The sequence below is a fragment of the Sphingorhabdus sp. genome (genome assembly GCF_023910635.1).
GTDB lineage: Bacteria > Pseudomonadota > Alphaproteobacteria > Sphingomonadales > Sphingomonadaceae > Sphingorhabdus_B.
Genome location: NZ_JAAVVZ010000011.1, coordinates 1 through 20,449 on the forward strand (window position 1 = coordinate 1; position 20,449 = coordinate 20,449).

20 protein-coding genes are annotated in these 20,449 nt (G+C 55.1%); 8 read left to right on the forward strand and 12 right to left on the reverse strand.

Translation table 11 applies throughout. The features are described from left to right. Positions 1-87: 87 nt before the first annotated feature. Positions 88-1,086 (reverse strand): NAD(P)H-quinone oxidoreductase, encoded by a 999-nt coding sequence (locus HEQ34_RS08085; RefSeq protein ID WP_296199515.1) that lies wholly within the window; start codon positions 1,084-1,086, stop codon positions 88-90. Between the two features lie 82 nt (positions 1,087-1,168). Here HEQ34_RS08085 and HEQ34_RS08090 point away from each other — a divergent pair, with 82 nt between their 5' ends. Further along, a complete protein-coding gene (locus HEQ34_RS08090) occupies positions 1,169-1,366 on the forward strand; it encodes a DUF1192 domain-containing protein (RefSeq protein WP_296199516.1) in 198 nt (65 codons plus the stop codon). 146 nt (positions 1,367-1,512) lie between these two features. After that, on the forward strand, positions 1,513-3,855 hold the full coding sequence (gene clpA, locus HEQ34_RS08095) for an ATP-dependent Clp protease ATP-binding subunit ClpA (RefSeq protein ID WP_296199517.1): 2,343 nt from the start codon (positions 1,513-1,515) through the stop codon (positions 3,853-3,855). 62 nt (positions 3,856-3,917) lie between these two features. Here the strand turns inward: clpA and recF are convergent, their stop codons facing one another. Further along, entirely contained in the window at positions 3,918-4,976 is a 1,059-nt protein-coding gene (recF, locus tag HEQ34_RS08100) for a DNA replication/repair protein RecF (protein WP_296199518.1), read from the reverse strand. Between the two features lie 380 nt (positions 4,977-5,356). Here recF and HEQ34_RS08105 point away from each other — a divergent pair, with 380 nt between their 5' ends. Then, the gene (locus tag HEQ34_RS08105; RefSeq protein ID WP_296199519.1) at positions 5,357-5,533 is read left to right on the forward strand and encodes a PspC domain-containing protein; all 177 of its coding nucleotides are present in this window, start codon (positions 5,357-5,359) and stop codon (positions 5,531-5,533) included. A 155-nt stretch (positions 5,534-5,688) separates the two neighbouring features. Here HEQ34_RS08105 and HEQ34_RS08110 read toward each other — a convergent pair whose 3' ends face one another. Then, on the reverse strand, positions 5,689-6,828 hold the full coding sequence (locus HEQ34_RS08110) for a beta-ketoacyl-ACP synthase III (RefSeq protein ID WP_296199520.1): 1,140 nt from the start codon (positions 6,826-6,828) through the stop codon (positions 5,689-5,691). Positions 6,829-6,947: 119 nt separating this feature from the next. Between HEQ34_RS08110 and HEQ34_RS08115 the strand changes: the two genes are divergently transcribed. Both HEQ34_RS08115 and HEQ34_RS08120 read left to right on the forward strand, forming a co-directional pair. Then, positions 6,948-7,553: a lysophospholipid acyltransferase family protein gene (locus tag HEQ34_RS08115; RefSeq protein ID WP_296199521.1), complete on the forward strand. Its 606-nt coding sequence runs from the start codon at positions 6,948-6,950 to the stop codon at positions 7,551-7,553. Then, positions 7,550-8,359 (forward strand): DUF1295 domain-containing protein, encoded by an 810-nt coding sequence (locus tag HEQ34_RS08120; RefSeq protein WP_296199522.1) that lies wholly within the window; start codon positions 7,550-7,552, stop codon positions 8,357-8,359. The genes HEQ34_RS08115 and HEQ34_RS08120 overlap by 4 nt, the downstream gene beginning before the upstream one ends. Here the strand turns inward: HEQ34_RS08120 and rimO are convergent, their stop codons facing one another. Then, positions 8,360-9,724: a 30S ribosomal protein S12 methylthiotransferase RimO gene (rimO, locus tag HEQ34_RS08125; RefSeq protein ID WP_296199523.1), complete on the reverse strand. Its 1,365-nt coding sequence runs from the start codon at positions 9,722-9,724 to the stop codon at positions 8,360-8,362. A gap of 90 nt (positions 9,725-9,814) precedes the next feature. On the opposite strand from rimO, the gene HEQ34_RS08130 reads away from it, so the two are divergent. Beyond that, positions 9,815-10,216: a DUF1761 domain-containing protein gene (locus tag HEQ34_RS08130; RefSeq protein WP_296199524.1), complete on the forward strand. Its 402-nt coding sequence runs from the start codon at positions 9,815-9,817 to the stop codon at positions 10,214-10,216. A gap of 78 nt (positions 10,217-10,294) precedes the next feature. Here HEQ34_RS08130 and HEQ34_RS08135 read toward each other — a convergent pair whose 3' ends face one another. The 3 genes from HEQ34_RS08135 to serS all read right to left on the reverse strand — a co-directional run bounded on the left by HEQ34_RS08135 (position 10,295) and on the right by serS (position 13,460). Next, on the reverse strand, positions 10,295-11,323 hold the full coding sequence (locus HEQ34_RS08135; RefSeq protein ID WP_296199525.1) for a TrkA family potassium uptake protein: 1,029 nt from the start codon (positions 11,321-11,323) through the stop codon (positions 10,295-10,297). An 89-nt stretch (positions 11,324-11,412) separates the two neighbouring features. Beyond that, positions 11,413-12,180, reverse strand: coding sequence for a 5'/3'-nucleotidase SurE (gene surE, locus HEQ34_RS08140; protein ID WP_296199526.1), 768 nt, complete (start codon positions 12,178-12,180; stop codon positions 11,413-11,415). Continuing rightward, positions 12,180-13,460 (reverse strand): serine--tRNA ligase, encoded by a 1,281-nt coding sequence (gene serS / locus HEQ34_RS08145; RefSeq protein ID WP_296199527.1) that lies wholly within the window; start codon positions 13,458-13,460, stop codon positions 12,180-12,182. The genes surE and serS overlap by 1 nt, the downstream gene beginning before the upstream one ends. Before the next feature lie 460 nt (positions 13,461-13,920). Here serS and dksA point away from each other — a divergent pair, with 460 nt between their 5' ends. Together dksA and HEQ34_RS08155 are read left to right on the forward strand one after the other, a co-directional pair. Beyond that, on the forward strand, positions 13,921-14,286 hold the full coding sequence (gene dksA, locus HEQ34_RS08150) for an RNA polymerase-binding protein DksA (RefSeq protein WP_296199528.1): 366 nt from the start codon (positions 13,921-13,923) through the stop codon (positions 14,284-14,286). Between the two features lie 136 nt (positions 14,287-14,422). Then, positions 14,423-14,809, forward strand: a complete 387-nt coding sequence (locus HEQ34_RS08155; RefSeq protein WP_296199531.1) for a PilZ domain-containing protein — start codon at positions 14,423-14,425, stop codon at positions 14,807-14,809. On the opposite strand, the gene pgl is transcribed toward HEQ34_RS08155, so the two are convergent. From pgl to zwf, 5 genes are read right to left on the reverse strand one after another with little or no spacing between them, the layout of a single operon-like run. Next, the gene (gene pgl, locus HEQ34_RS08160; RefSeq protein ID WP_296199533.1) at positions 14,810-15,517 is read right to left on the reverse strand and encodes a 6-phosphogluconolactonase; all 708 of its coding nucleotides are present in this window, start codon (positions 15,515-15,517) and stop codon (positions 14,810-14,812) included. A 16-nt stretch (positions 15,518-15,533) separates the two neighbouring features. Beyond that, positions 15,534-16,148: a bifunctional 4-hydroxy-2-oxoglutarate aldolase/2-dehydro-3-deoxy-phosphogluconate aldolase gene (gene eda / locus HEQ34_RS08165; protein WP_296199535.1), complete on the reverse strand. Its 615-nt coding sequence runs from the start codon at positions 16,146-16,148 to the stop codon at positions 15,534-15,536. Between the two features lie 13 nt (positions 16,149-16,161). Continuing rightward, on the reverse strand, positions 16,162-17,133 hold the full coding sequence (gene glk, locus HEQ34_RS08170) for a glucokinase (RefSeq protein WP_296199537.1): 972 nt from the start codon (positions 17,131-17,133) through the stop codon (positions 16,162-16,164). After that, the gene (gene edd / locus HEQ34_RS08175; RefSeq protein WP_296199539.1) at positions 17,130-18,953 is read right to left on the reverse strand and encodes a phosphogluconate dehydratase; all 1,824 of its coding nucleotides are present in this window, start codon (positions 18,951-18,953) and stop codon (positions 17,130-17,132) included. The genes glk and edd overlap by 4 nt, the downstream gene beginning before the upstream one ends. Continuing rightward, positions 18,946-20,391, reverse strand: coding sequence for a glucose-6-phosphate dehydrogenase (zwf, locus tag HEQ34_RS08180; protein WP_296199541.1), 1,446 nt, complete (start codon positions 20,389-20,391; stop codon positions 18,946-18,948). The genes edd and zwf overlap by 8 nt, the downstream gene beginning before the upstream one ends. Positions 20,392-20,449 lie beyond the last annotated feature (58 nt).

A 20,449-nucleotide genomic window follows, 5' to 3' on the forward strand; every position in this document is an offset into this window, starting at 1 on the left:
AGACGATAATTATCTCGCCTCTGTCCAACTCGCATCAATCCGGATCTGGTTGAGACATAATGAGTCTGTGGCCTAGGGTCAGGACCACTAAACCGCCAACATGATCTTCCCGACATGCGCGCCGGATTCCATATAGGCATGCGCATCGGCGGCTTCGGCCAAAGGAAAAATCTTGTCTATTTCCGGACGCAACGCACCATCGCAGACCAGTGGCCAAACGGTTGCAGATATTTCCTGGGCAAGCATCGCCTTAAACGTGGGGGTTCGAGGGCGCAGCGTTGACCCTGTCAGCGTCAGGCGGCGAGACATGACAAAAGCCATGTTGATTTCTGCTGTCATTCCACCTTGCACCGCGATGGTTACATGCCGCCCATCTTCACGCAAGCACTGCAGGTTTCGCGCCACGTAATTCCCTGCGACCATATCAAGCACCAGGTGAACGCCCTCGCCACTTGTGAGCGCCTTCACACGTTCGACAAAGTCGGAACTGTTATAGTTGATGGCGTGATCCGCGCCAATTTTTTGCGCTGCTTCGCATTTGTCGTCAGAACCGCAGGTCACAATCACAGTCAGGCCGAAAAGCTTGCCCAGCTTGATCGCCATGGTGCCAATTCCGCTGGTCCCGCCGTGAATAAGCACGGCCTCGCCAGGAGAAGCATAGCCCCGCTCAAACACATTATGCCATACGGTGAACAATGTTTCAGGCAAAGCAGCCGCTTCGGCCATCTCCATGCCCGCTGGAACCGGCAAGCACAGTTCCATCCGTGCAAGGCAATATTCGGCATACCCACCGCCAGATACTAAGGCGCAGTAACGGGCACCGACATTAGTCGGGTCGACATCATCACCCACGGCGACGATTATTCCCGACACTTCAAGCCCGGGTAGATCACTCGCGCCCGGAGGCGCGGGATAAAGCCCCTTGCGCTGGATAACGTCAGGCCGGTTGACGCCCGCATAAGCGACTTTCAACAGCACCTCGCCCACACCCGGAACGGGCAGCGGCCGACGCGAAGCGACAAGCACTTCGGGCCCGCCTGGCGTCGAAATTTCGATTACGGTCATTAGATCCGGTAACTGTACCATTACTGAGTTATCCCTTTTAAGTGCTCCTGACCCTAGGCAAGCTTCATATTGACAGCAACTGCCCATCGGTAAAATATGCGTTATGGATATTGACGAAAATCTACCGCGCCGGCGCGACGATCCTGTGGCCAATCTTGTCAAGCAGGATATTGACGCCCTATCTGTAGCGGAACTTGAATTGCGGATCGCTGCGCTAAAGGCCGAAATCACGCGCTGCGAAGCCAAAATTACCTTTGCAAGCAAGCACAGAAGCGTTGCCGACGCGTTATTCAAGAAGTGACTCATCGCGGGCCAATGTTAAGTGGTCCTGACCCTAAGAAAGCGGGAACCGAAACCGTTATCTCTCTCATCATGCTTGAAAGCACCGAAGGCCACGCCGATATAGTGTATAGACCGCGCAGCGACTCATTTTAGGGAGACGAAGTTATGCCATCATTTGCAGAGTCGCTGGAAACCACTCTTCATAACGCATTGAAGCATGCTGGCGACCGCGCGCATGAATACGCCACGCTGGAGCATCTCCTGCTGGCGCTCATCGAAGATGCGGACGCCGCGAAAGTCATGCAGGCTTGCGGTGTCGATCTCGGCGAACTTTCGGACATCATCATTACATATTTGGATACAGAGCTGGAAAGCCTGCGCGTGGAGGGCAAGGTTGACCCATCGCCGACAAGTGGTTTCCAGCGCGTTGTTCAACGCGCAATTCTGCATGTCCAAAGTTCCGGCAAAGACGTCGTAACCGGGGCAAATGTCCTAGTCGCTTTGTTCTCGGAACGCGAAAGTTATGCCGTATACTTCTTGCAACAGCAGGATATGAGCAGGCTAGATGCCGTATCTTATATTAGTCACGGCATTGGCAAGGACGGCAAGTTAGCCGAGCCTCGGCCAGGAGCCGACGCTGAGCTGAAAAACGAAGAGCCAGAAGACGCAAAGGCGAAAAAGGACAAAAAAGAAGGTGCACTGGATCAGTTCACCGTCAATCTGAATGAAAAAGCGAAGCAGGGCCGCATTGATCCCCTGATCGGGCGAACGGCCGAAGTTGACCGTACCGTCCAGATTTTATGCCGCCGGTCTAAAAATAACCCCCTTTATGTAGGCGAGCCGGGCGTTGGGAAAACAGCGATTGCCGAAGGCCTTGCCCGACGCATCGTGGAAAAGCAGGTGCCTGAGGTTCTGTTACCAGCAGTGATCTATTCGCTCGACATGGGCGCGTTACTGGCTGGAACGCGGTATCGCGGTGACTTTGAAGAGCGCTTAAAGGCGGTTGTGTCCGAACTGGAAAAGCTTCCGGATGCAATCCTGTTCATCGACGAAATCCACACGGTCATTGGCGCGGGCGCAACCAGCGGCGGGGCGATGGACGCATCGAACTTGCTAAAGCCGGCGTTGTCAGGCGGGACAATCCGTTGCATCGGTTCGACCACTTACAAGGAATTCCGCAACCATTTCGAAAAGGACCGCGCATTGCTGCGCCGGTTCCAGAAGATTGACGTCAACGAGCCAAGCATTGAGGACACGATCAAAATCCTTGCGGGCTTGCGCAGCGCATTTGAAGAGCATCACAAAGTTAAATACACCCCCGATGCCATCAAGGCCGCAGTGGAGTTGTCCTCACGCTACATCAATGACCGTAAGCAGCCAGACAAGGCCATCGACGTCATTGACGAAGTTGGTGCCATGCAGATGCTTGTTGCCCCGTCAAAACGCCGCAAACTGATCACAGCCCGCGAAATCGAAGCAGTTATCGCCACAATTGCTCGCATCCCGCCAAAGCAGGTTTCGACCGATGACAAGACTGCGCTTGGCACGCTTGAGGCAGATCTCAAGCGCGTGGTGTTCGGGCAAGACAAGGCGATTGAAGTGTTGGCGAGCGCCATCAAGCTCAGCCGTGCCGGCCTGCGCGATACCGAAAAGCCAATCGGCAGCTATTTGTTCAGTGGCCCGACCGGTGTCGGTAAAACCGAAGTCGCGCGGCAATTGGCGTCTATCCTTGGCATTCCGCTCAAGCGGTTTGACATGTCGGAATATATGGAACGCCACAGCGTCAGCCGTCTGATTGGTGCGCCTCCCGGCTATGTCGGCTTTGACCAGGGCGGACTTTTGACCGATGCCGTCGATCAAAGCCCGCACAGCGTATTGTTACTCGACGAAATCGAAAAGGCGCATCCGGACCTGTTCAACATCCTGTTGCAAGTCATGGACAATGGCCGCCTGACCGACCATCACGGCAAGACAGTCGACTTCCGTAATGTCATTTTGATCATGACAACCAACGCGGGCGCCAGTGATATGGCGAAAGAAGGCATCGGTTTTGGCAACAATATCAGCAAAGAAGATGCTGGCGATGAGGCCGTGAAGAAGATGTTTGCGCCGGAATTCCGCAATCGCCTCGATGCGACGGTACCATTCAGTTATCTGCCGACCGAAGTCGTCGCGCGCGTCGTTGACAAGTTCATACTGCAATTGGAACTGCAGCTTGCCGACCAAAATGTCCACATCAAGCTTGATGATGAAGCACGGGCCTGGTTGACCGAGCGTGGCTATGACAAGCTATACGGCGCGCGGCCCATGGGTCGTCTTATCCAAGAAAAGATCAAGCAGCCGCTGGCCGAAGAGCTGTTGTTTGGCAAACTCATTCATGGCGGCGAAGTTGCTGTGCGCATCAAGGACGACCAGCCCACATTTGAAGTGACACCTGCGCCGCCTAAGTCTGCCAAGCCCAGGCCGCCAAAGAAGAGTGCTGTTAAAAAGTCCAGCAAAGCCCGCTAAATGAACGCTCCCCTGTAATCAGGGGAGCATTCTAGGCCGTGAATGCCTAGGGTCAGGACCTCTTAAATCTGGCCGATTGGCAACAACTGGGCTGACGGCCCAATATCCTTAAACAATTCGGGTTCAGTTCCGGTCATCCAGACTTGCGCCCCAGTATCTGCCAACAACCCAAATAACGAAGCACGTCTTGACGGATCGAGATGCGCCGCGACCTCATCCAACAACAAGATTGGCGGGGCATCGCGTTGCGCCGTTACAAGCGCCGCATGCGCGAGGATGAGGGAAAGCAGCAATGCCTTCTGCTCTCCTGTGGAACATTGCTCAGCGATCCGCCCTGAGGCGCTGTGCAATACTTCGAGATCGGTACGATGCGGGCCAAGCAAAGTGCGCCCGGCAGCCGCGTCACGGTTACGTCCCTTACGCCATGCAGACGCAAGATCGCCATCTACAGTTGCAACCTTATCGACCAATCTGATTTGCGGCGTGGCAAATGGTCCGGACGTTGTCGTCAGCAATTGTGCACTTAACGCCTCAATGACCCAAAAGCGGGCCGCCTGAATAAAGTTTCCGCTCTCCACCATCTGCCCCTCAAGCGCATCTAACCAAAGTGGGTCGGCGGCAACACCGCCCGCCAAAAGCCGGTTGCGTTGTTGCATGGCCTTTTCATATCGGCTGCTGTGCCGCGCGTGGCCCGGGTTTATCGCCAATACCAAGCGATCCAGAAACCGCCGTCGCGCGGCTGCGCCATCCGCAAACAAGCGGTCCATCGCCGGGGTTAGCCAGATAACCGACAGCCATTCGGCAAGGCTGTTTATCGTAGCATTGCTCTCGTTCACCCGTACCTTGCGCCGTTCAGGCTGCTCTGCGCTGACGCCCGTGCCAATAACATTGCCACCGGCGTGCGCAACGATGGCAAAGCCGCCGCTGCCCTCGTTGCGCACCATGTCAGACATGGCCGCCCGGCGAAGACCTCGGCCTGGCACCAACAGCGAAACTGCCTCCAAGATATTGGTCTTGCCAGCGCCATTTGACCCGTGAAGTGCAATGAACTGTGCCACTGGCCGGATGTCCAGCGCAGCATGATTTCGAAAATCACTCAGGGTTAGTCGCGACAGCGTCATATCATGCGTCTGCTATAGTATGGCCGCTTTTGGTCAAGCGGCTATTGGCAATCTTCTACTACCAAATATTGGTATTATTTCCCAATATGTGAATTTATTCCAATATTGTAATTGTCCAAAAATTACCTAAAATACTGATTTTAATGTATATATTGATTTTGGCATAGGCCGTGCAAAGTAGTTCGCATAGCCGGAATGGTCCGGGACATACAAAAGGAAATCAACATGACACAATATGCACGCATACAAGTTCTATCGGCTTTCGCAGCAGTTGTCTGCGCATTCATCACCATCGGCATCAGCGTGGCACCTGCAGTTGCGCCCGCCGCAGCATTCATCGCATAACATAAACCCGCGTTTTGGAATTAGGGAGCAATTTAATGGCACGTTTAACACTTGATAAAGCCAACAAGAAAATTCTTGGCGTTTGCGCTGGCCTGGCAAACTGGACTGGCATGGATGCCATGATCATTCGCTTGATCTTCGCCGTTGCAACAGTTGTCGGCTTTGGTTCGCCGGTTTTGATTTACATTTTGCTGGCGTTGATACTCGACTAACGGGCATAAAACCGCCGCCAGCGCGCTTGCGTGAAAGAAAAATGACTTGAACAACCCATCACAGACCTGCCCATCACAGACCGGATTGCGCAAAGAACTATTAGCTGACGTCAACTGGCAACCAAGTTTACCTCGTAAATCCGCAGCCCAATGGATTAAGCAACTTTCCGCACGAATATCGAGCCCGCCGAATATCCCGCGCCGAACGAGCATATTAAGCCAATATCCCCTGCAGTGAGGTCTTCATTATGCTTGTGAAACGCAATGATCGATCCGGCACTTGAGGTGTTGGCATAGGTATCAAGCACTGTGGGACTTTTATCCTCATTTGCTTCATGCCCCAAAACCTTTTGTGCGATCAGCCTGTTCATGCCCGTATTGGCCTGATGCAACCACAATCGGCGCAAATTTGATCCCGATAGGCCCAAGCTTTCGGCATGTTCAACAATCATTTGCCCGACCATCGGCACAACCTCTTTAAACACCTTCCTGCCCTCTTGAACGAATAACTTGTCATTGCGCGGCCCGCTTTGGTTGACCGGGCCTTGCCCATGCGCGCGGTTGAGAAAACCAAAATTGTTGCGGATATTGTTCGAGAATTGCGTTTTCAGCCGCGTGCCCAAAATTTCCCAATGTTGTGCAGGGGCCATATCCTTTGCCTCAACCAATATTGCTGTGGCCACATCACCAAAGATGAAGTGGCTATCGCGGTCGCGCCAGTTAAGATGCCCTGAAGTAATTTCGGGATTTACGACCAATACCGAGCGCGCGTTGCCGCTGCGGATATAGTCCGCAGCAGTTTGAATACCAAATGTCGCGGACGAACACGCCACATTCATGTCGAAGCCAAAGCCGCGCTGCATACCAAGCTCATGTTGGATCTCGACCGCCATGGCAGGATAAGCACGCTGCATATTCGACGCAGCGCATAAGACGGCATCTACATCTTCGATGCTCCGCCCGGCGCGCTCAAGCGCATCACGGCATGCCGCGACACCGATTTCGGCCATTAACGAAATCTGGTCATTTGGCCGCTCGGGGTAACGTGGCTCCATGATGTCGGGATCGACGATGGCACGCTTATCCATCACATGCCGGGATTTTATTCCGCTGGCCTTCTCGACAAATTCAACTGAGCTATGCGTGAGCGGTTCTGCGTCAGGGTTAGCCGCATTGTATCGGTCGGCATAGGCGTTGAAGCTCGCGACCAGTTCCTCGTTGCTGATGGTGTCCGATGGCGTAAACAATCCTGTCGACGAAATGACTGGAGTGGAACCGTGTGCATGTTGCGACATGTATTTTCCCGCGTTGATTTTTATTGCGTCCGGATGCCTAGCCTTTGCGTATTTACGAAACAAGCCGTTTGAAATGCATCGTAACGGCGTTATGTGAGCGACGGGGGAGGAATATCTTAATGTCGTTGAATGAACGCCAGCCAAGCTGGTTGTCCCGGCTGTTTCGGCGGGCGCTGGTCGGTATATATAAACACGGCGGATGGCGGGCGCATGGCGTCGTTCCGGAACCACGCAAATTCGTGCTCATTGCCGCACCGCACACCAGCAACTGGGATTTTGTCTATTTTTTAGGACTGACCGAGGACTTAGGATTTAAGCCACATTTCATGGCTAAAACCTCACTTTTCCGCTGGCCGTTTACCAACTTCATGCTCGATATGGGCGGCGTTCCTGTCGACCGCAGTTCAAACCGCAATTATGTGCAGCAGATGATCGATGAATTCGGCCGTCGCGACGAATTCATGCTGACCATCGCGCCAGAAGGGACGCGTGGCACCGTCAAGGCTTGGAAAACTGGGTTCTACCACATTGCCGTGGGTGCAGGCGTACCGTTGGTATTGGGCATGATGGATTATGGTTCCAAAACCGGCGGGCTTGGGCCTGCCATCTGGCCAACCGGCGATTATAGAGCCGATATGGCAAAGGTTGCAGAAATCTACGCGAAGGTTAAACCAAAGCACCCTGCCAAAGGAATGACAGAGATATTTGCAAGGGACGATGCATGACTGATCTTGGTTCGACGATGCTTATCAATGCTGCGGCGTTGCTGACCGTGATTCTTGCCTTATGGGCTTACTCCGTCAAAATTCGGGATGTGTCATTCATCGATGCCTTTTGGGCATTCGGGATGGTGTTACTGGCTTGGGCGACTTGGGCGCAGTCAAGCGCGCCGGGCGCACGGTCCCACCTGCTGCTTGGCCTGACCAGCCTGTGGGGCTTACGTCTCACATTCCATCTGTGGACACGCTGGCGTGCGCATGGCGAAGACCCACGCTACGCAAAAATTATGGGCAGCGTCATGGAAAAGAAAGGCTGGAGTTGGAGTAAGACATCGCTTCTGTCGGTGTTTCTCACCCAAGCGCCACTGCTCTTCATAACCGCCCTACCCGCGCAACTTGGGATTTGGGCAAGCGAAGGCGGGCGCTCAGTGTTGGGCCCGTTGGCATTCTTCGGTACCATCATTGCGATCATCGGCATATTGTTTGAAACCATCGGTGATGCGCAGCTTAACGCATTCCGCGCCAATCCGGCGAATAAGGGCAAGGTTCTTAATACCGGCCTGTGGCGCTATACGCGTCACCCCAATTATTTTGGTGATGCCTGCACATGGTGGGGCATCTGGCTCATCGCGTGCGAAGTAGGGCTGGTCGGATGGATTAGCGTCATTGGCCCGATATTCTTGACATTCACCCTGACGCGTTGGTCGGGAAAGCCATTATTGGAACGTGGCATGAAGAAGACGCGGCCCGAATATGCTGATTATGTCGCCCGAACATCGGGCTTCTTTCCCTTACCGCCAAAGCGCAAATAATCAGGCGACCACTCCAAACAAGTCGTGTTCGTCAGCGTCTTCAATGTTGACCATCACGACATCACCCGCCTTCAAAGTTGGTGCAACATCGCGCAGATAGACATGGCCGTCGATCTCAGGCGCATCGGCCTGCGACCGTCCGGTCGCACCGATGCTGTTGTCTTCGTCCACGTCGCCGATTTCGTCTATAATTACGGGGATGCTGCGGCCAACCTTTGCCGCAAGCTTGGCGGCGCTGATCGCGGCGGTTTTCGCCATGATACGCTGGAACCGCTCTTCCTTGACTGCTTCGGGCACTGGGTTGGGCAGATTATTCGCCTGCGCGCCGTCCACCGGTTCAAAGCGGAACGCGCCGACACGATCTAGCTGCGCTTCCTCTAGCCAATCGAGCAGATATTCAAAGTCGGCTTCGGTTTCGCCAGGAAAGCCGACGACAAAACTCGAACGTATCGCGATGTCTGGTGCAATACTGCGCCATTTGCGGATGCGTTCAAGTACTTTTGCCTCATTGGCTGGCCGCTTCATGGCCTTGAGGACATTGGGTGCCGCATGCTGGAACGGAATGTCGAGATAAGGCGTCAAATACCCTTCCGCCATTAACGGAATGACATCATCCACATGCGGGTAAGGGTAAACATAATGCAGCCGGACCCATGGCGCGACGCCATCACTGGTGCGCAAGCCGCCTAATTCGCGCGCAAGGTCGGTCATATGTGCACGCACCTGACGCCCCTTCCACGCACGCGGTTCATGCCGCGTATCCACCCCATAAGCCGATGTGTCTTGCGAAATGACCAGCAGCTCTTTGGTGCCAGCGGAAACAAGCTTCTCCGCCTCACGCAGCACAGCGTCAATCCGGCGGCTTGCAAGCTTTCCGCGCAGGGACGGAATAATGCAGAACGCGCAGCTGTGGTTGCAGCCTTCGGAAATTTTCAGATAGCTGTAATGGCGCGGCGTAAGCTTCAATCCGCCTTCAGGCACAAGATCAACGAACGCACCGCGCGTCGGCGGCGCCGCTTCATGGACCGCCGATACGACAGCCTCATATTGATGCGCGCCCGTAATCGCCAAAACATCGGGAAAGCGTGCGCGAATGACATCGGCTTCGTTGCCCATGCAGCCCGTCACGATGACACGGCCATTTTCCGCGATAGCCTCGCCAATAGCTTCCAGGCTTTCTTCCTTTGCAGAATCGAGAAAACCGCACGTATTGACGAGCACGACATCGGCACCGGCATAATCGGGCGACAGCCCATAGCCGTCTGCACGCAGTTTGGTGAGAATCCGTTCGCTATCGACCAGCGCCTTGGGGCAGCCAAGCGATACCATGCCGACCTTGGGCGCTGCTTTAATTACTGTTGCCATGATGATGGGCCGCATAGCGGGTTTCGGTGCGCTTGTCACGGCTAGTGAACAAGCGCATGATTAAGGCCCGAAATGACGAAAGGGATATTGATGGCAAACGCAAATCTGTTGGCGATATTGGTGGCCGCCGCGACGGGCTTTTTGATTGGTGGCTTATGGTATGGGCCATTGTTCGGTAAAGCGTGGATGGCGGAGCATGGATTTACCGAGGAGCAACTGCGCGGTGGCAATATGCTGAAAATCTACGGCCTGACCTTTGCCTTTTCGGTGCTATCGGCCGTTTTCCTTGGCCATTTACTAGCATTTTTTGATACAAATGCACGTTCTACACTGATGATATCTGTCGGCATTTCGCTTGGCTATATTATCCCCGCCATTGGCACCAATTATCTGTTTTCGCGCAAATCAGGCCGGTTGTTCGCCATTGATGCGGGGTATTGGATCGTGTTTTACGCGGCAATGGGATTGGTTTTTCTGTTACTTGGGCATTAGGGTCAGAACCTGTTAAATCCACCTTCGCGGTTTGAGGCCATTTTGACGCCGCGAAGGCGGATTTAAGTGGTCCTGACCCTAAGCTTCTGAAGGGATGATCTGCACTAGCAAATCGCCGGCTTCCAATTTTTGCGCTTCGGGCTGCCAAAAGCCAAAGTTCACGCCGTTGCGGTAAATGCGAAGGCCAATTCCCTCGGGCAAATCGCGTAAGCTTTTGCCAACTTCGCTTGGCGTTACTTCACGTTCCTTGATAATGACCTCGCCGCCGACAGACGCCAAATCTGTCAAATATTCCGAAATATGTTCGCCATGGCACGAACTGGCCAACAACAACCCGGTAAAACTGACCGGATTGATAACCGTCGTTGCCCCGGCCTGACGCGCGAGCAATTCATTATCGTCAGCACGTATAACGACGCTGATTGGCACATTGGGCGACAGATGGCGTACAGTCAGCACCATCAAGATTGACGCATCATCGCGTCCGGCAGAAACAATCACCGACGACGCCTGCTTAATGCGAACGGCGTTTAGAATTTCGTCTCGCGTACCATCACCGCACAAAATATTGCAACCCAGATATTCTGCCTCGGCAAGCCGTTCCTCGCTGCAATCAATTACCACGATGTCTTTGGGCTTGGTTCCGCGCTTGATGAGCTCATTAACGGCTTGCGAACCGCTGATGCCGAAACCCAATGTCACAATATGTCCGGACAAGGTTTGCTGAATATTTTTCATGCGCCATTTTTCCCAACTGCGTTTGATGACAAAGTTATAGGCTGTACCTACGAAAATAAAGATGACGGCAATGCGTACCGGCGTCACGATAATCGCTTCGATAAAGCGTGATCGGTCTGAGACAGGGGCAATGTCGCCAAATCCCGTCGTCGTGACCGAAATCATCGTGAAATAGACGACATCCAGAAAGCTGATTACACCGTCATGATTGTCTTTCAAACCAGCCCTGTCAAACCAGTGAATGATGATGACCAGCACAATCAGGAAGAACGCCAGCGATAGCCGAAGGAGCACGTCCGCCCATACCGGCAACTTGCTTGCACGACGAAGCGCAACTCTGAATTTGGAAGGGACGTCAGGATCAGCCATGAATGGACCCATATAGCTTAGAGAACTTACCTCCGGCAGGATTTGTGGACTTCGACGCTGCCATCAACCTCAACCGCATCCTCGACCCCCTAGCCGCCATATCTTTGCTGCAATGTTCCCAAAGATTCATGGTGCGTCAGGTCAAGTTGCAAGGGGGTCACGGCAATATAACCATCTTCAATAACCTCAAGGTCGGTGTCATGGCCCGGCGTGTGCAACATGCCATGGAGGCCAAACCAATAATAATCATATCCGCGCGGATCAGTACCTTTGACAATTGACCCACGACTATAGTCGTGAAAACCCTGACGTGCGACTTTGATCCCCTTCACGTCTTGCGGCAGCAGAGGCGGAAAGTTGATGTTGGTCAATGTCCGCGGCGTATTTGGCATATCGAGCAGCGGACGAAGGACGCGTTCGCCCCATGCTTCCGCCGCCGAAAAGGGGACAGCGTCGGCCATGCCTTCTTTGCTATAGACTTGGCTCAGTGCGATAGAACGAATGCCCGCCAACGCCCCTTCCATCGCGGCAGACACAGTGCCGGAATAAGTAATGTCATCCCCCAAATTGGCACCACGGTTCACGCCGGACAGGATCAGGTCAGGTTTCGCATCCTTCATGATCACGCCAATGCCAAGCATTACGGAGTCCGTAGGCGTGCCTGCAACCGAGTAATGCTTATCCCCATGCTGGCGAATGCGCACAGGCTTGGTCAAGGTAAGCGAATGACCGGCGCCCGAGTTTTCCTCCGCAGGCGCAACGATCCATATATCATCGCTGATCGTGCGGGCAATCGCCTCCAACACCTTAAGGCCTGGCGCATTCACGCCATCATCATTGGTCAACAATATACGCATCAGGCGGTCGCCTCCAACTTTGTAAGCCCGCCCATATAGGACAGCAAAGCCGCCGGAACGGTGACGCTACCATCGGCCTGCTGATAATTTTCAAGCACCGCAACAAGTGTGCGGCCAACTGCAAGGCCGGAGCCGTTCAGCGTATGGACAAAGACATTGCCCTTGCCTTCGGCTGGACGATAACGGCTATTCATCCGACGTGCCTGCCAGTCACCGCAATTCGAGCAGCTGGAGATTTCGCGGTATAGCCCTTGGCCCGGCAACCAGACCTCGAGATCATAGGTCCGCCGTGCGCTTGCACCCATATCACCAGTACACAACAGCATCTTTCGATACGGCAATTCAAGCGCTTGCAATATGCCTTCGGCGCTTTGCACCATGCGTTCATGCTCTGCCGCGCTGTCTTCGGGCCGGACGATGGAAACCAGCTCCACCTTTTCAAACTGGTGCTGGCGAATGAGGCCCTTGGTATCGCGGCCGGCGGCGCCTGCTTCGGAGCGGAAACATGGGGTCAGCGCCGTCAGCCGGATCGGCAGGGCGCTTTCGTCCAAAATCTGTTCCCGCACGCTGTTGGTCAACGACACTTCAGCAGTGGGAATCAGCCAGCGGCCATCGGTTGTCTGAAAATTATCTTCGGCAAATTTAGGAAGCTGCCCGGTTCCAAACAAAGATTCCTGTCGCACCAAATAAGGCGTAGCGCACTCGGTATAGCCGCGCTGCGTAGTCTGATGGTCAAGCATGAATTGGCCAAGCGCGCGGTTCAAGCGCGCCATCTGCCCCCGCATGAAGGAGAACCGCGCGCCCGAAATGGCAACACCGGTTTCAAAGTCGAGACCAAGGGCGGGACCGATATCAGCATGGTCGCGGGGTTCGAAATCAAACTCCCGTGGTTCGCCCCAGCGGGCAATTTCGATATTCTCGGTCTCATCTGCGCCATCGGGGGTGTCAGCAGCTGGCAAATTCGGTAAACCCGCAAGCAAGGCGTCGAGTTCGATGCCCGCCGCACGTTCGCGTTCTTCCAACTGCGGCAAAATATCTTTCAACTGGGCAACTTCGGCCTTTAACACCTCCGCCGTTGCGGCATCGCCCTTGCCCATGGCTGCGCCGATGGATTTTGACGCATCGTTACGGCGGGCCTGCGCATTTTGCATCTCAGTCAAGATTGCGCGCCGGTTTTCGTCCAAAGCGAGGATGGACGCGGCAACGGGTTCAGCGCCCCGGCGCATCAATGCAGCATCAAAGTCTTTTGGATTTTCACGGATATATTTTAGGTCATGCATGACGGCAGGCTATGCCCCGCGAGTGGCGGTTTCGCAATGAAAAAGGGCGACGCAAAGTAGGCGGCGTTTGCGCGGCACTTGCACAAACTGGCTTGCCATCGTTTTCTTAGCGGAACGGCTGCCCGCACAAAGAAGCAACGGATGCTTTCGCAGCGAACTGAGCAATTGAACGCGAAATTGCCCATGCATAAAACGCAAACCAGTCCGCGTTTGGACACCTTCAAAAGCTTTTGCCCAATTGAAGACGCCACGTAACATTTGGCTTGTGCCGCATTTGGCCCGAGTCTATAGCGCCGCCAAGTGTGGATTGGACGCAGACTACTTCGTTCTGGAGGGGCTGCCCTGGGGGTGGAGAATTACGATGGGCGTGAGCGCCAAGCCTCAAGATACGACCAACGAAACAAACGATGCTGACTTTGGCTTCGACGATTCATATGTTCCTGGCGACAACGAACCATTTATGAACGATCGGCAATTAAGATATTTTGAAAAGCAGCTTGTTGACTGGAAGAATAGCATCTTGGCGGAGGCACAAGGAACGCTGAACCAGCTTCAGGATGGCCCCATGCGTGAGCCAGATCTCAACGATCGCGCTTCGAGCGAAACCGATTGGGGTATCGAACTTCGTACCCGCGACCGACAACGTAAGCTTATCGCCAAAATCGAGGCCGCCTTGCGCCGCATCACGGAGGGCGAATATGGTTACTGCCAAGTGACCGGCGAGCCTATTTCGCTCGCACGCCTGCGCGCTCGTCCGATTGCAACAATGACACTCGAAGCGCAGGAGCGCCACGAACGGCAAGAACGCGTTTCACGCGACGATTAAACGGCGCTTGCGTTTACCGCCTTTGGTTAAGAATTAGAGCGGAATACCGGAAAGGTTCGCCGCATTAACCTTTTGGCGATGTTTTAATGCCAGTGTGCAAGGCCGAATTAACACTAATCTTGTTTGGCGCTGTAATATGGACGACCCATTAAGCGATACATTATTCTCTGTCGCAAAGCGTAGCGTGAAACGCGATAGCCTTTTGCTGACGGCTATATTACGTTTTCCAAATACACAAGAAGAACGGCCGGTACGCATCCGAAATCTGTCCGCCGGTGGCTTGATGGCCGAACTCCCAACTGGCCCAATGCGGGGCGAGCTTGTCGAAGTGAACCTGCACAACATTGGCTGGGTCAGTGGACGCATAGCGTGGGTCACCGAGGGGCGCGTGGGCATCGCGTTCGAAAATCCGATCAATCCGAAAGATGCGCGCAAACCCGTTGCGGTCTCCGAATTGGATATCCCGCCTTATCTTAAGAAACTGAACGCAGCGACTATCCCCGGCAAATTGCGCCGAGCCTAATCAGTCGTCGAGGCAGTAAATGTCGACAGGCACGACAATTTTGTCAAGCACGCGGCCAACCGGATAGGTCGACTTTCCACCCTGTTCGATTGCCGTTTCAAGCACTTTGCGCTTTTCGGCACCGTTGATCACCAAAATAGCGGTCCGCGCCGCGCCAATGGCTGCACCTGTTAATGTCACCCGATTGACGGGCGCTTCGGGTGGTAACGGATCGGGCGCAACGCCTACAGCGCGCACATCTTTGCCGCTGTCCATCGCCGATTCCAAATCAGGACCGGGGAAGATTGATGCGGTATGACCGTCTGCGCCCATGCCGAGCCAGACCAAATCCGGCGGCCAGTGGAGGTCGGCCAACCGAGCATTCGCCGCGCTGCCCGCCAGTTTATGATCGGCGGCATCACTTGCGATTGGCAACACCCGCGCACCCTTTGGAATGAAGATTTTGGCAATCATCGCCACATTGGACAAGGGATTGTCCACAGGTACCAATCGGTCATCGGTTGGGATAATCGTAACATTTTTCCAACGAATATTGGCTTGAGCAAGCTTTTCCAAAATCGGTTTAGGCGTTGAGCCGCCGGGGAATGCTACCAGTGCCTGTCCACGGGCATCCAACGCGCTTTCGATGATGAAGCTGACGTCGCCGACAACGGCCTCAATCAGATCTTCCGCAGCGTCAAAATCCCACCATTCGATTTCTTCGGCCATATGCCTTGCGTCTCCGTTAGTTCCGTAATGCCGATGCGGCTCGCGCTGCCGATTCAATCGCGGCAACATCTGGAACGCCTTTACCAACAAGCCAGCTACCGCCAACACATAAAATTTCCGGCACCGCCAACCAATCTGCCGCTGTGTCCTGTTTTATCCCACCCGTTGGGCAAAATTGGCACTGGCCGAATGGACCAATGAGAGCCTTGAGCGCGGGAAGGCCACCATTACCCTCTGCCGGGAAGAATTTGAAATGCGTCAGTCCCAAATCTAGCCCGCGCATGATGTCGCTGGCGCTGGCGATGCCGGGCAAGAACGGTATACCTTTGGCGATGGCTGCCTTACCCAAATTGTTGGTGAGGCCAGGCGATACAATAAACTCAGCGCCAGCGGCGATCGCGCATTCGAGACCGGGTACATCAATGATAGTGCCAGCGCCGACAATCGCGCCGGGGACCTTCTTCATCTCGGCAATCGCGTCCAAGGCCGCAGCGGTGCGCAAGGTGACCTCAAGCACGCGAAGCCCTCCTGCAACTAGCGCCTGCGCTATGTCACGCGCATGCGCGGCATCCTCGATGACCAGCACCGGAATGACGGGCGCGGTGCGCATGATTTTTTCTATTGCGACCATATGGTGTAAATCCTCAAATATATTGCTGGGCGTAGGCGGCCGCTGCGCCAAAAAGGCCGGGTTGGGGATGTGTGATCAGTTTTACCGGGATGGTGGACATCAGCCCTTCGAAGCGGCCCTTTGCCCGAAACCGTTCGGCAAAGCCCGAACGGATGAGGCTATCTTTGATCCGTAAGCCCAGCCCGCCCGCAATCACAACGCCAGCAAACCCGCCCTGCGCGAGCGTAATGTCACCTGCCACACTGCCAAGCGATAGACAGAAGCGGTCAACCGCTGCGGCGGCAAGGCTGTCCTCGCCTGACATTCCCATTTGCCACAAGGTCTTGTCATCATATTGCTGGACCGCACGCCCCTCAATCCCGGCAAGCGTTTCATAGAGATCAACAAGGCCTGGTCCAGACACCACGCGTTCGATCGATACCCGGCGGTAACGTTTGCGCAACCGCGCCAAAACAGCGTCCTCAATCGCATCTAGCGGAGCAAAATCGATATGCCCGCCTTCGGTCGCCTGCACATTATAGGCGCTGCCCCTGCGCCAGACATGTGCCACGCCAAGACCCGTTCCCGGCCCTATAATGCTCAACGTGCCGTCCGTAGCAAAGTCCTGATCCGGCCCCGTCAAATGCTGAAAGTGCTCTGGCCCCGCCTGCGCAACTGCATGGCCCACCGCGCCGAAGTCATTGACGATGACAAAGCTGTCGACGTCCAATTTCTCGCACACCATTGAACGGCGGATAATCCATGGATTGTTGGTAAGCTTGATAACATCGGCGTCCACTGGCCCCGCAATCGCAATTGCCGCCCCGCGGGGAAGTGGCGCACCATTGACCCGTTCAAATTCCTGCCACGCCGTCTGGAAACTCGCATGTTCAGCGGTTTTCAGCGTCACCGCTTCGCCCAAGGCAAGCACGCGGCCGTCCATAACTTCGGCAATTGCGAAGCGGGCATGGGTTCCGCCGATATCGACAGCGACGATAGCAGTCATAGTCCAGCAACCGCCAACATGGCCGACCCGCCTTTCTCCGCCTCATCCGCGCCGGCCTGCAGCAACGCGAACAGCTCACGCCCCGTGCCAACATGCCGTGCCGGCGTCGGCGCTGGCGCGCGGGCCGCCCAAATATCTGCGTCGACCAGAACCGACAATGTTCCGGTATTCGCGCAGAGCCGAATGATATCACCATCCTGAAGCTTGGCGATAGCTCCGCCGCGCGCCCCTTCTGGACTTAAATGGATCGCGGCAGGCACTTTGCCCGACGCGCCGGACATGCGGCCATCGGTTACGAGCGCCACATTAAAGCCCTTATCCTGCAACACGCCTAAGGGCGGGGTCAGCTTGTGCAATTCGGGCATGCCGTTGGCGACAGGCCCTTGGAAACGGATGACGACAATGACATCTCGATCCAATTCGCCCGCCTTGAACGCCGCCAATGCGTCATTCTGGTCATGAAACACGCGGACGGGCGCTTCTATCGTCCAGCGGGCAGGATCGACTGCGCTGGTCTTAAATGTTGCGCGGCCCAAATTGCCCGTCACCAAACGCATCCCGCCATCGGGGCTGAACGGCGCAGATGGTGGACGCAGCATAGTGTCATCGGCAGTGACGGCTGGCGCATCGCGCCAGACAAGCCGGTCATCCTCTAACATTGGCTCACGCCCATAATCGGCCAAATCATTGCCTGCGACGGTCATGATATCGCGGTGCAGCAGGCCGACATCTATCAACTCCCGGATGACATAACCCATGCCGCCCGCCGCGTGGAAATGGTTCACATCACCCGATCCATTTGGATAGACCCGCGCAATGAGCGGCACAGCCGAGGACAGTTGGTCCAAATCTTCCCAATCGATAATGATCCCCGCCGCCCGCGCGATTGCCGGAATATGCAGCGCATGGTTGGTTGAACCACCCGTTGCGAGCAAGCCAACACATGCGTTCACAACAGCCTTTTCATCCACGCAAAGGCCCAAGGGCCGATAATCATCGCCATCCCACCCAATTTTACTGAGGCGATGGACGGCGGCACGGGTCAATTCGGTCCGCAATTTCGTGCCGGGGTTGATAAAGGCGGAACCGGGTATATGCAGCCCCATCACTTCCATCATCATCTGGTTTGAATTTGCGGTGCCGTAAAAGGTGCAAGTGCCCGCGCTATGATAAGACGCGGCCTCCGCCTCAAGCAATTCAGCGCGGCCCACTTTACCCTCGGCATAAAGCTGACGCACGCGTTGTTTTTCCTTGTTGGCAAGGCCCGACGGCATGGGCCCGGCTGGCACAAGGATGGTCGGCAAATGGCCGAAGCGCAAAGCGCCGATCAACAGACCAGGCACAATCTTGTCGCAAATGCCAAGCATCGCGACGCTTTCGAACATGCCATGGCTCAGACCTACCGCCGTTGCCATCGCGATTACGTCGCGGCTGAACAACGACAGCTCCATCGAATCCTGCCCCTGCGTGACACCATCGCACATGGCAGGCGTTGATCCTGCAACTTGCGCGGTAGCACCAACCTCACGCGCGAAAATTTTCATCTGCTCTGGATAACGGCCATAAGGCTGATGCGCGGAGAGCATATCGTTATACGCGCTGATAATGCCGATATTCATTGCCTTGCCATCGCGGATCGACGCCTTGTCCTCGCCACTGGCGGCAAAGCCATGCGCAAGGTTACCGCAGCTTAAAGCCGGGCGGTTAACACCAGCGTCGCGTTGCTTGGCGATCAGGTCGAGATAGGCCCGACGCCCCGGCTTGGAGCGTTCAATAATCCGCGCAGTGACGGCTTCGATGGTAAAGTGCAATTTATTCATGCCAGCTCACTCCATCGCGTTCAGTCAGCGCAATCGCCGCATTCGGACCCCAGCTTCCCGCGCCATAGGCCTTCGGCTTAAGTGCCGTGGCGTTCCACAACGCCCGTATGGCATCGATCCATGCCCACTGTGCCTCAACTTCATCCCGGCGGACAAATAGCGTCTGGTCGCCTTCTATGAGGTCGAGAAGCAGTCTTTCATACGCAATCCGCCTGCGCGATCCGGCAAAGGCTGCCGTTAGCGACAAATCCAGCGGCACTTCGCGCAAAGTAACCCCGCCCCGGTCCAGTCCGGGTTCTTTTGCCATCACCAACAACCGCACATATTCCTCCGGCTGCAAACGGATGATAAGCGTATTTGCCTCAAGTTTACCGCCACGGTCGCGGAATACATTGTGCGGCACGGGCTTGAATTGGATAACAATTTCACTGCGCCGTTCGGGCAGGCGTTTGCCGGTGCGCAGGAAAAACGGAACACCCTGCCAACGCCAATTGTCGACATAAGCCTTTATCGCAACAAATGTTTCGGTGTCGGACGCTTTGCCCAGATCGCTTTCGTAGCTTTTGACCGCATCGCCTTGGACTGCGCCTTCGGTATATTTACCGGTCACAACATCGCCTTCGGCCACAGGACGGAGCGCGCGCAGAACCTTGACCTTTTCGTCACGAATGGCGGTGGCATCAAGGCTGGCGGGCGGCTCCATCGCGGTCAGTGCGAGCAATTGCAGCATATGGTTCTGCACCATGTCCCGCAGCGCGCCCGTATCATCGTAAAAGCCCGCGCGCCCCTCAAGTCCGACAGTCTCGCTCACGGTAATCTGAACATGTTCGATGGCATTGGCATTCCACAATGGTTCAAACAACATATTGGCAAAGCGCAACGCCATCAGGTTCTGAACGGTTTCCTTGCCCAGATAATGGTCAATGCGGAAGGTTCGTTTTTCGGGGAATACGGCATTGACGGCGTCATTGATGTGGCACGAGGACGCAAGATCATTGCCCAAGGGTTTTTCGAGACCAATACGGACATTCTCGCCAGACAGACCGGCATAATGTAGGCCCTTGATCGTCGCCTCGAACAAAGACGGCGCTGTGGACAGGAAGATCGACAAACCCCCCGAGATATCACCAATTGTCGCCGCCAGTTCGGCAAAGCCATCAGGATTGGACGCATCCAGCGCGACATAATGCAAACGCAGGAAGAAGGCATCAATCAACCCTTCGGCCTTGCGATCATCGGGTAGAAATTCGCACAATGCCGCACGCGCCATCTCGCGGAAGGCGTCGTCGGTCAGGGCGCTTCGGGCGGTGCCAAATATCCGCAAGTTCGGATCGATCAAGCCATCGGCATGCAAAGCGTATAAGGACGGCAGCAGCATTCGGCGCGAAAGGTCGCCCGTCGCCCCGAACAGCAGCAAGGTTGAGCTATGGTCGCGCATTCCGTCGATCTCCTGGCAAGGCAGCAGACATTTGCCGTGCAATTCGTCCTTCCCTTTA

What these genes read in the sequence shown, in the direction of transcription:
- HEQ34_RS08085 (WP_296199515.1), bottom strand. Translation starts at nt 1,086, where the DNA reads ATGGTACAGTTACCGGATCTAATGACCGTAATCGAAATTTCGACGCCA.
- HEQ34_RS08090 (WP_296199516.1), top strand. Translation starts at nt 1,169, where the DNA reads ATGGATATTGACGAAAATCTACCGCGCCGGCGCGACGATCCTGTGGCC.
- clpA (WP_296199517.1), top strand. Translation starts at nt 1,513, where the DNA reads ATGCCATCATTTGCAGAGTCGCTGGAAACCACTCTTCATAACGCATTG.
- recF (WP_296199518.1), bottom strand. Translation starts at nt 4,976, where the DNA reads ATGACGCTGTCGCGACTAACCCTGAGTGATTTTCGAAATCATGCTGCG.
- HEQ34_RS08105 (WP_296199519.1), top strand. Translation starts at nt 5,357, where the DNA reads ATGGCACGTTTAACACTTGATAAAGCCAACAAGAAAATTCTTGGCGTT.
- HEQ34_RS08110 (WP_296199520.1), bottom strand. Translation starts at nt 6,828, where the DNA reads ATGTCGCAACATGCACACGGTTCCACTCCAGTCATTTCGTCGACAGGA.
- HEQ34_RS08115 (WP_296199521.1), top strand. Translation starts at nt 6,948, where the DNA reads ATGTCGTTGAATGAACGCCAGCCAAGCTGGTTGTCCCGGCTGTTTCGG.
- HEQ34_RS08120 (WP_296199522.1), top strand. Translation starts at nt 7,550, where the DNA reads ATGACTGATCTTGGTTCGACGATGCTTATCAATGCTGCGGCGTTGCTG.
- rimO (WP_296199523.1), bottom strand. Translation starts at nt 9,724, where the DNA reads ATGGCAACAGTAATTAAAGCAGCGCCCAAGGTCGGCATGGTATCGCTT.
- HEQ34_RS08130 (WP_296199524.1), top strand. Translation starts at nt 9,815, where the DNA reads ATGGCAAACGCAAATCTGTTGGCGATATTGGTGGCCGCCGCGACGGGC.
- HEQ34_RS08135 (WP_296199525.1), bottom strand. Translation starts at nt 11,323, where the DNA reads ATGGCTGATCCTGACGTCCCTTCCAAATTCAGAGTTGCGCTTCGTCGT.
- surE (WP_296199526.1), bottom strand. Translation starts at nt 12,180, where the DNA reads ATGCGTATATTGTTGACCAATGATGATGGCGTGAATGCGCCAGGCCTT.
- serS (WP_296199527.1), bottom strand. Translation starts at nt 13,460, where the DNA reads ATGCATGACCTAAAATATATCCGTGAAAATCCAAAAGACTTTGATGCT.
- dksA (WP_296199528.1), top strand. Translation starts at nt 13,921, where the DNA reads ATGAACGATCGGCAATTAAGATATTTTGAAAAGCAGCTTGTTGACTGG.
- HEQ34_RS08155 (WP_296199531.1), top strand. Translation starts at nt 14,423, where the DNA reads ATGGACGACCCATTAAGCGATACATTATTCTCTGTCGCAAAGCGTAGC.
- pgl (WP_296199533.1), bottom strand. Translation starts at nt 15,517, where the DNA reads ATGGCCGAAGAAATCGAATGGTGGGATTTTGACGCTGCGGAAGATCTG.
- eda (WP_296199535.1), bottom strand. Translation starts at nt 16,148, where the DNA reads ATGGTCGCAATAGAAAAAATCATGCGCACCGCGCCCGTCATTCCGGTG.
- glk (WP_296199537.1), bottom strand. Translation starts at nt 17,133, where the DNA reads ATGACTGCTATCGTCGCTGTCGATATCGGCGGAACCCATGCCCGCTTC.
- edd (WP_296199539.1), bottom strand. Translation starts at nt 18,953, where the DNA reads ATGAATAAATTGCACTTTACCATCGAAGCCGTCACTGCGCGGATTATT.
- zwf (WP_296199541.1), bottom strand. Translation starts at nt 20,391, where the DNA reads ATGCGCGACCATAGCTCAACCTTGCTGCTGTTCGGGGCGACGGGCGAC.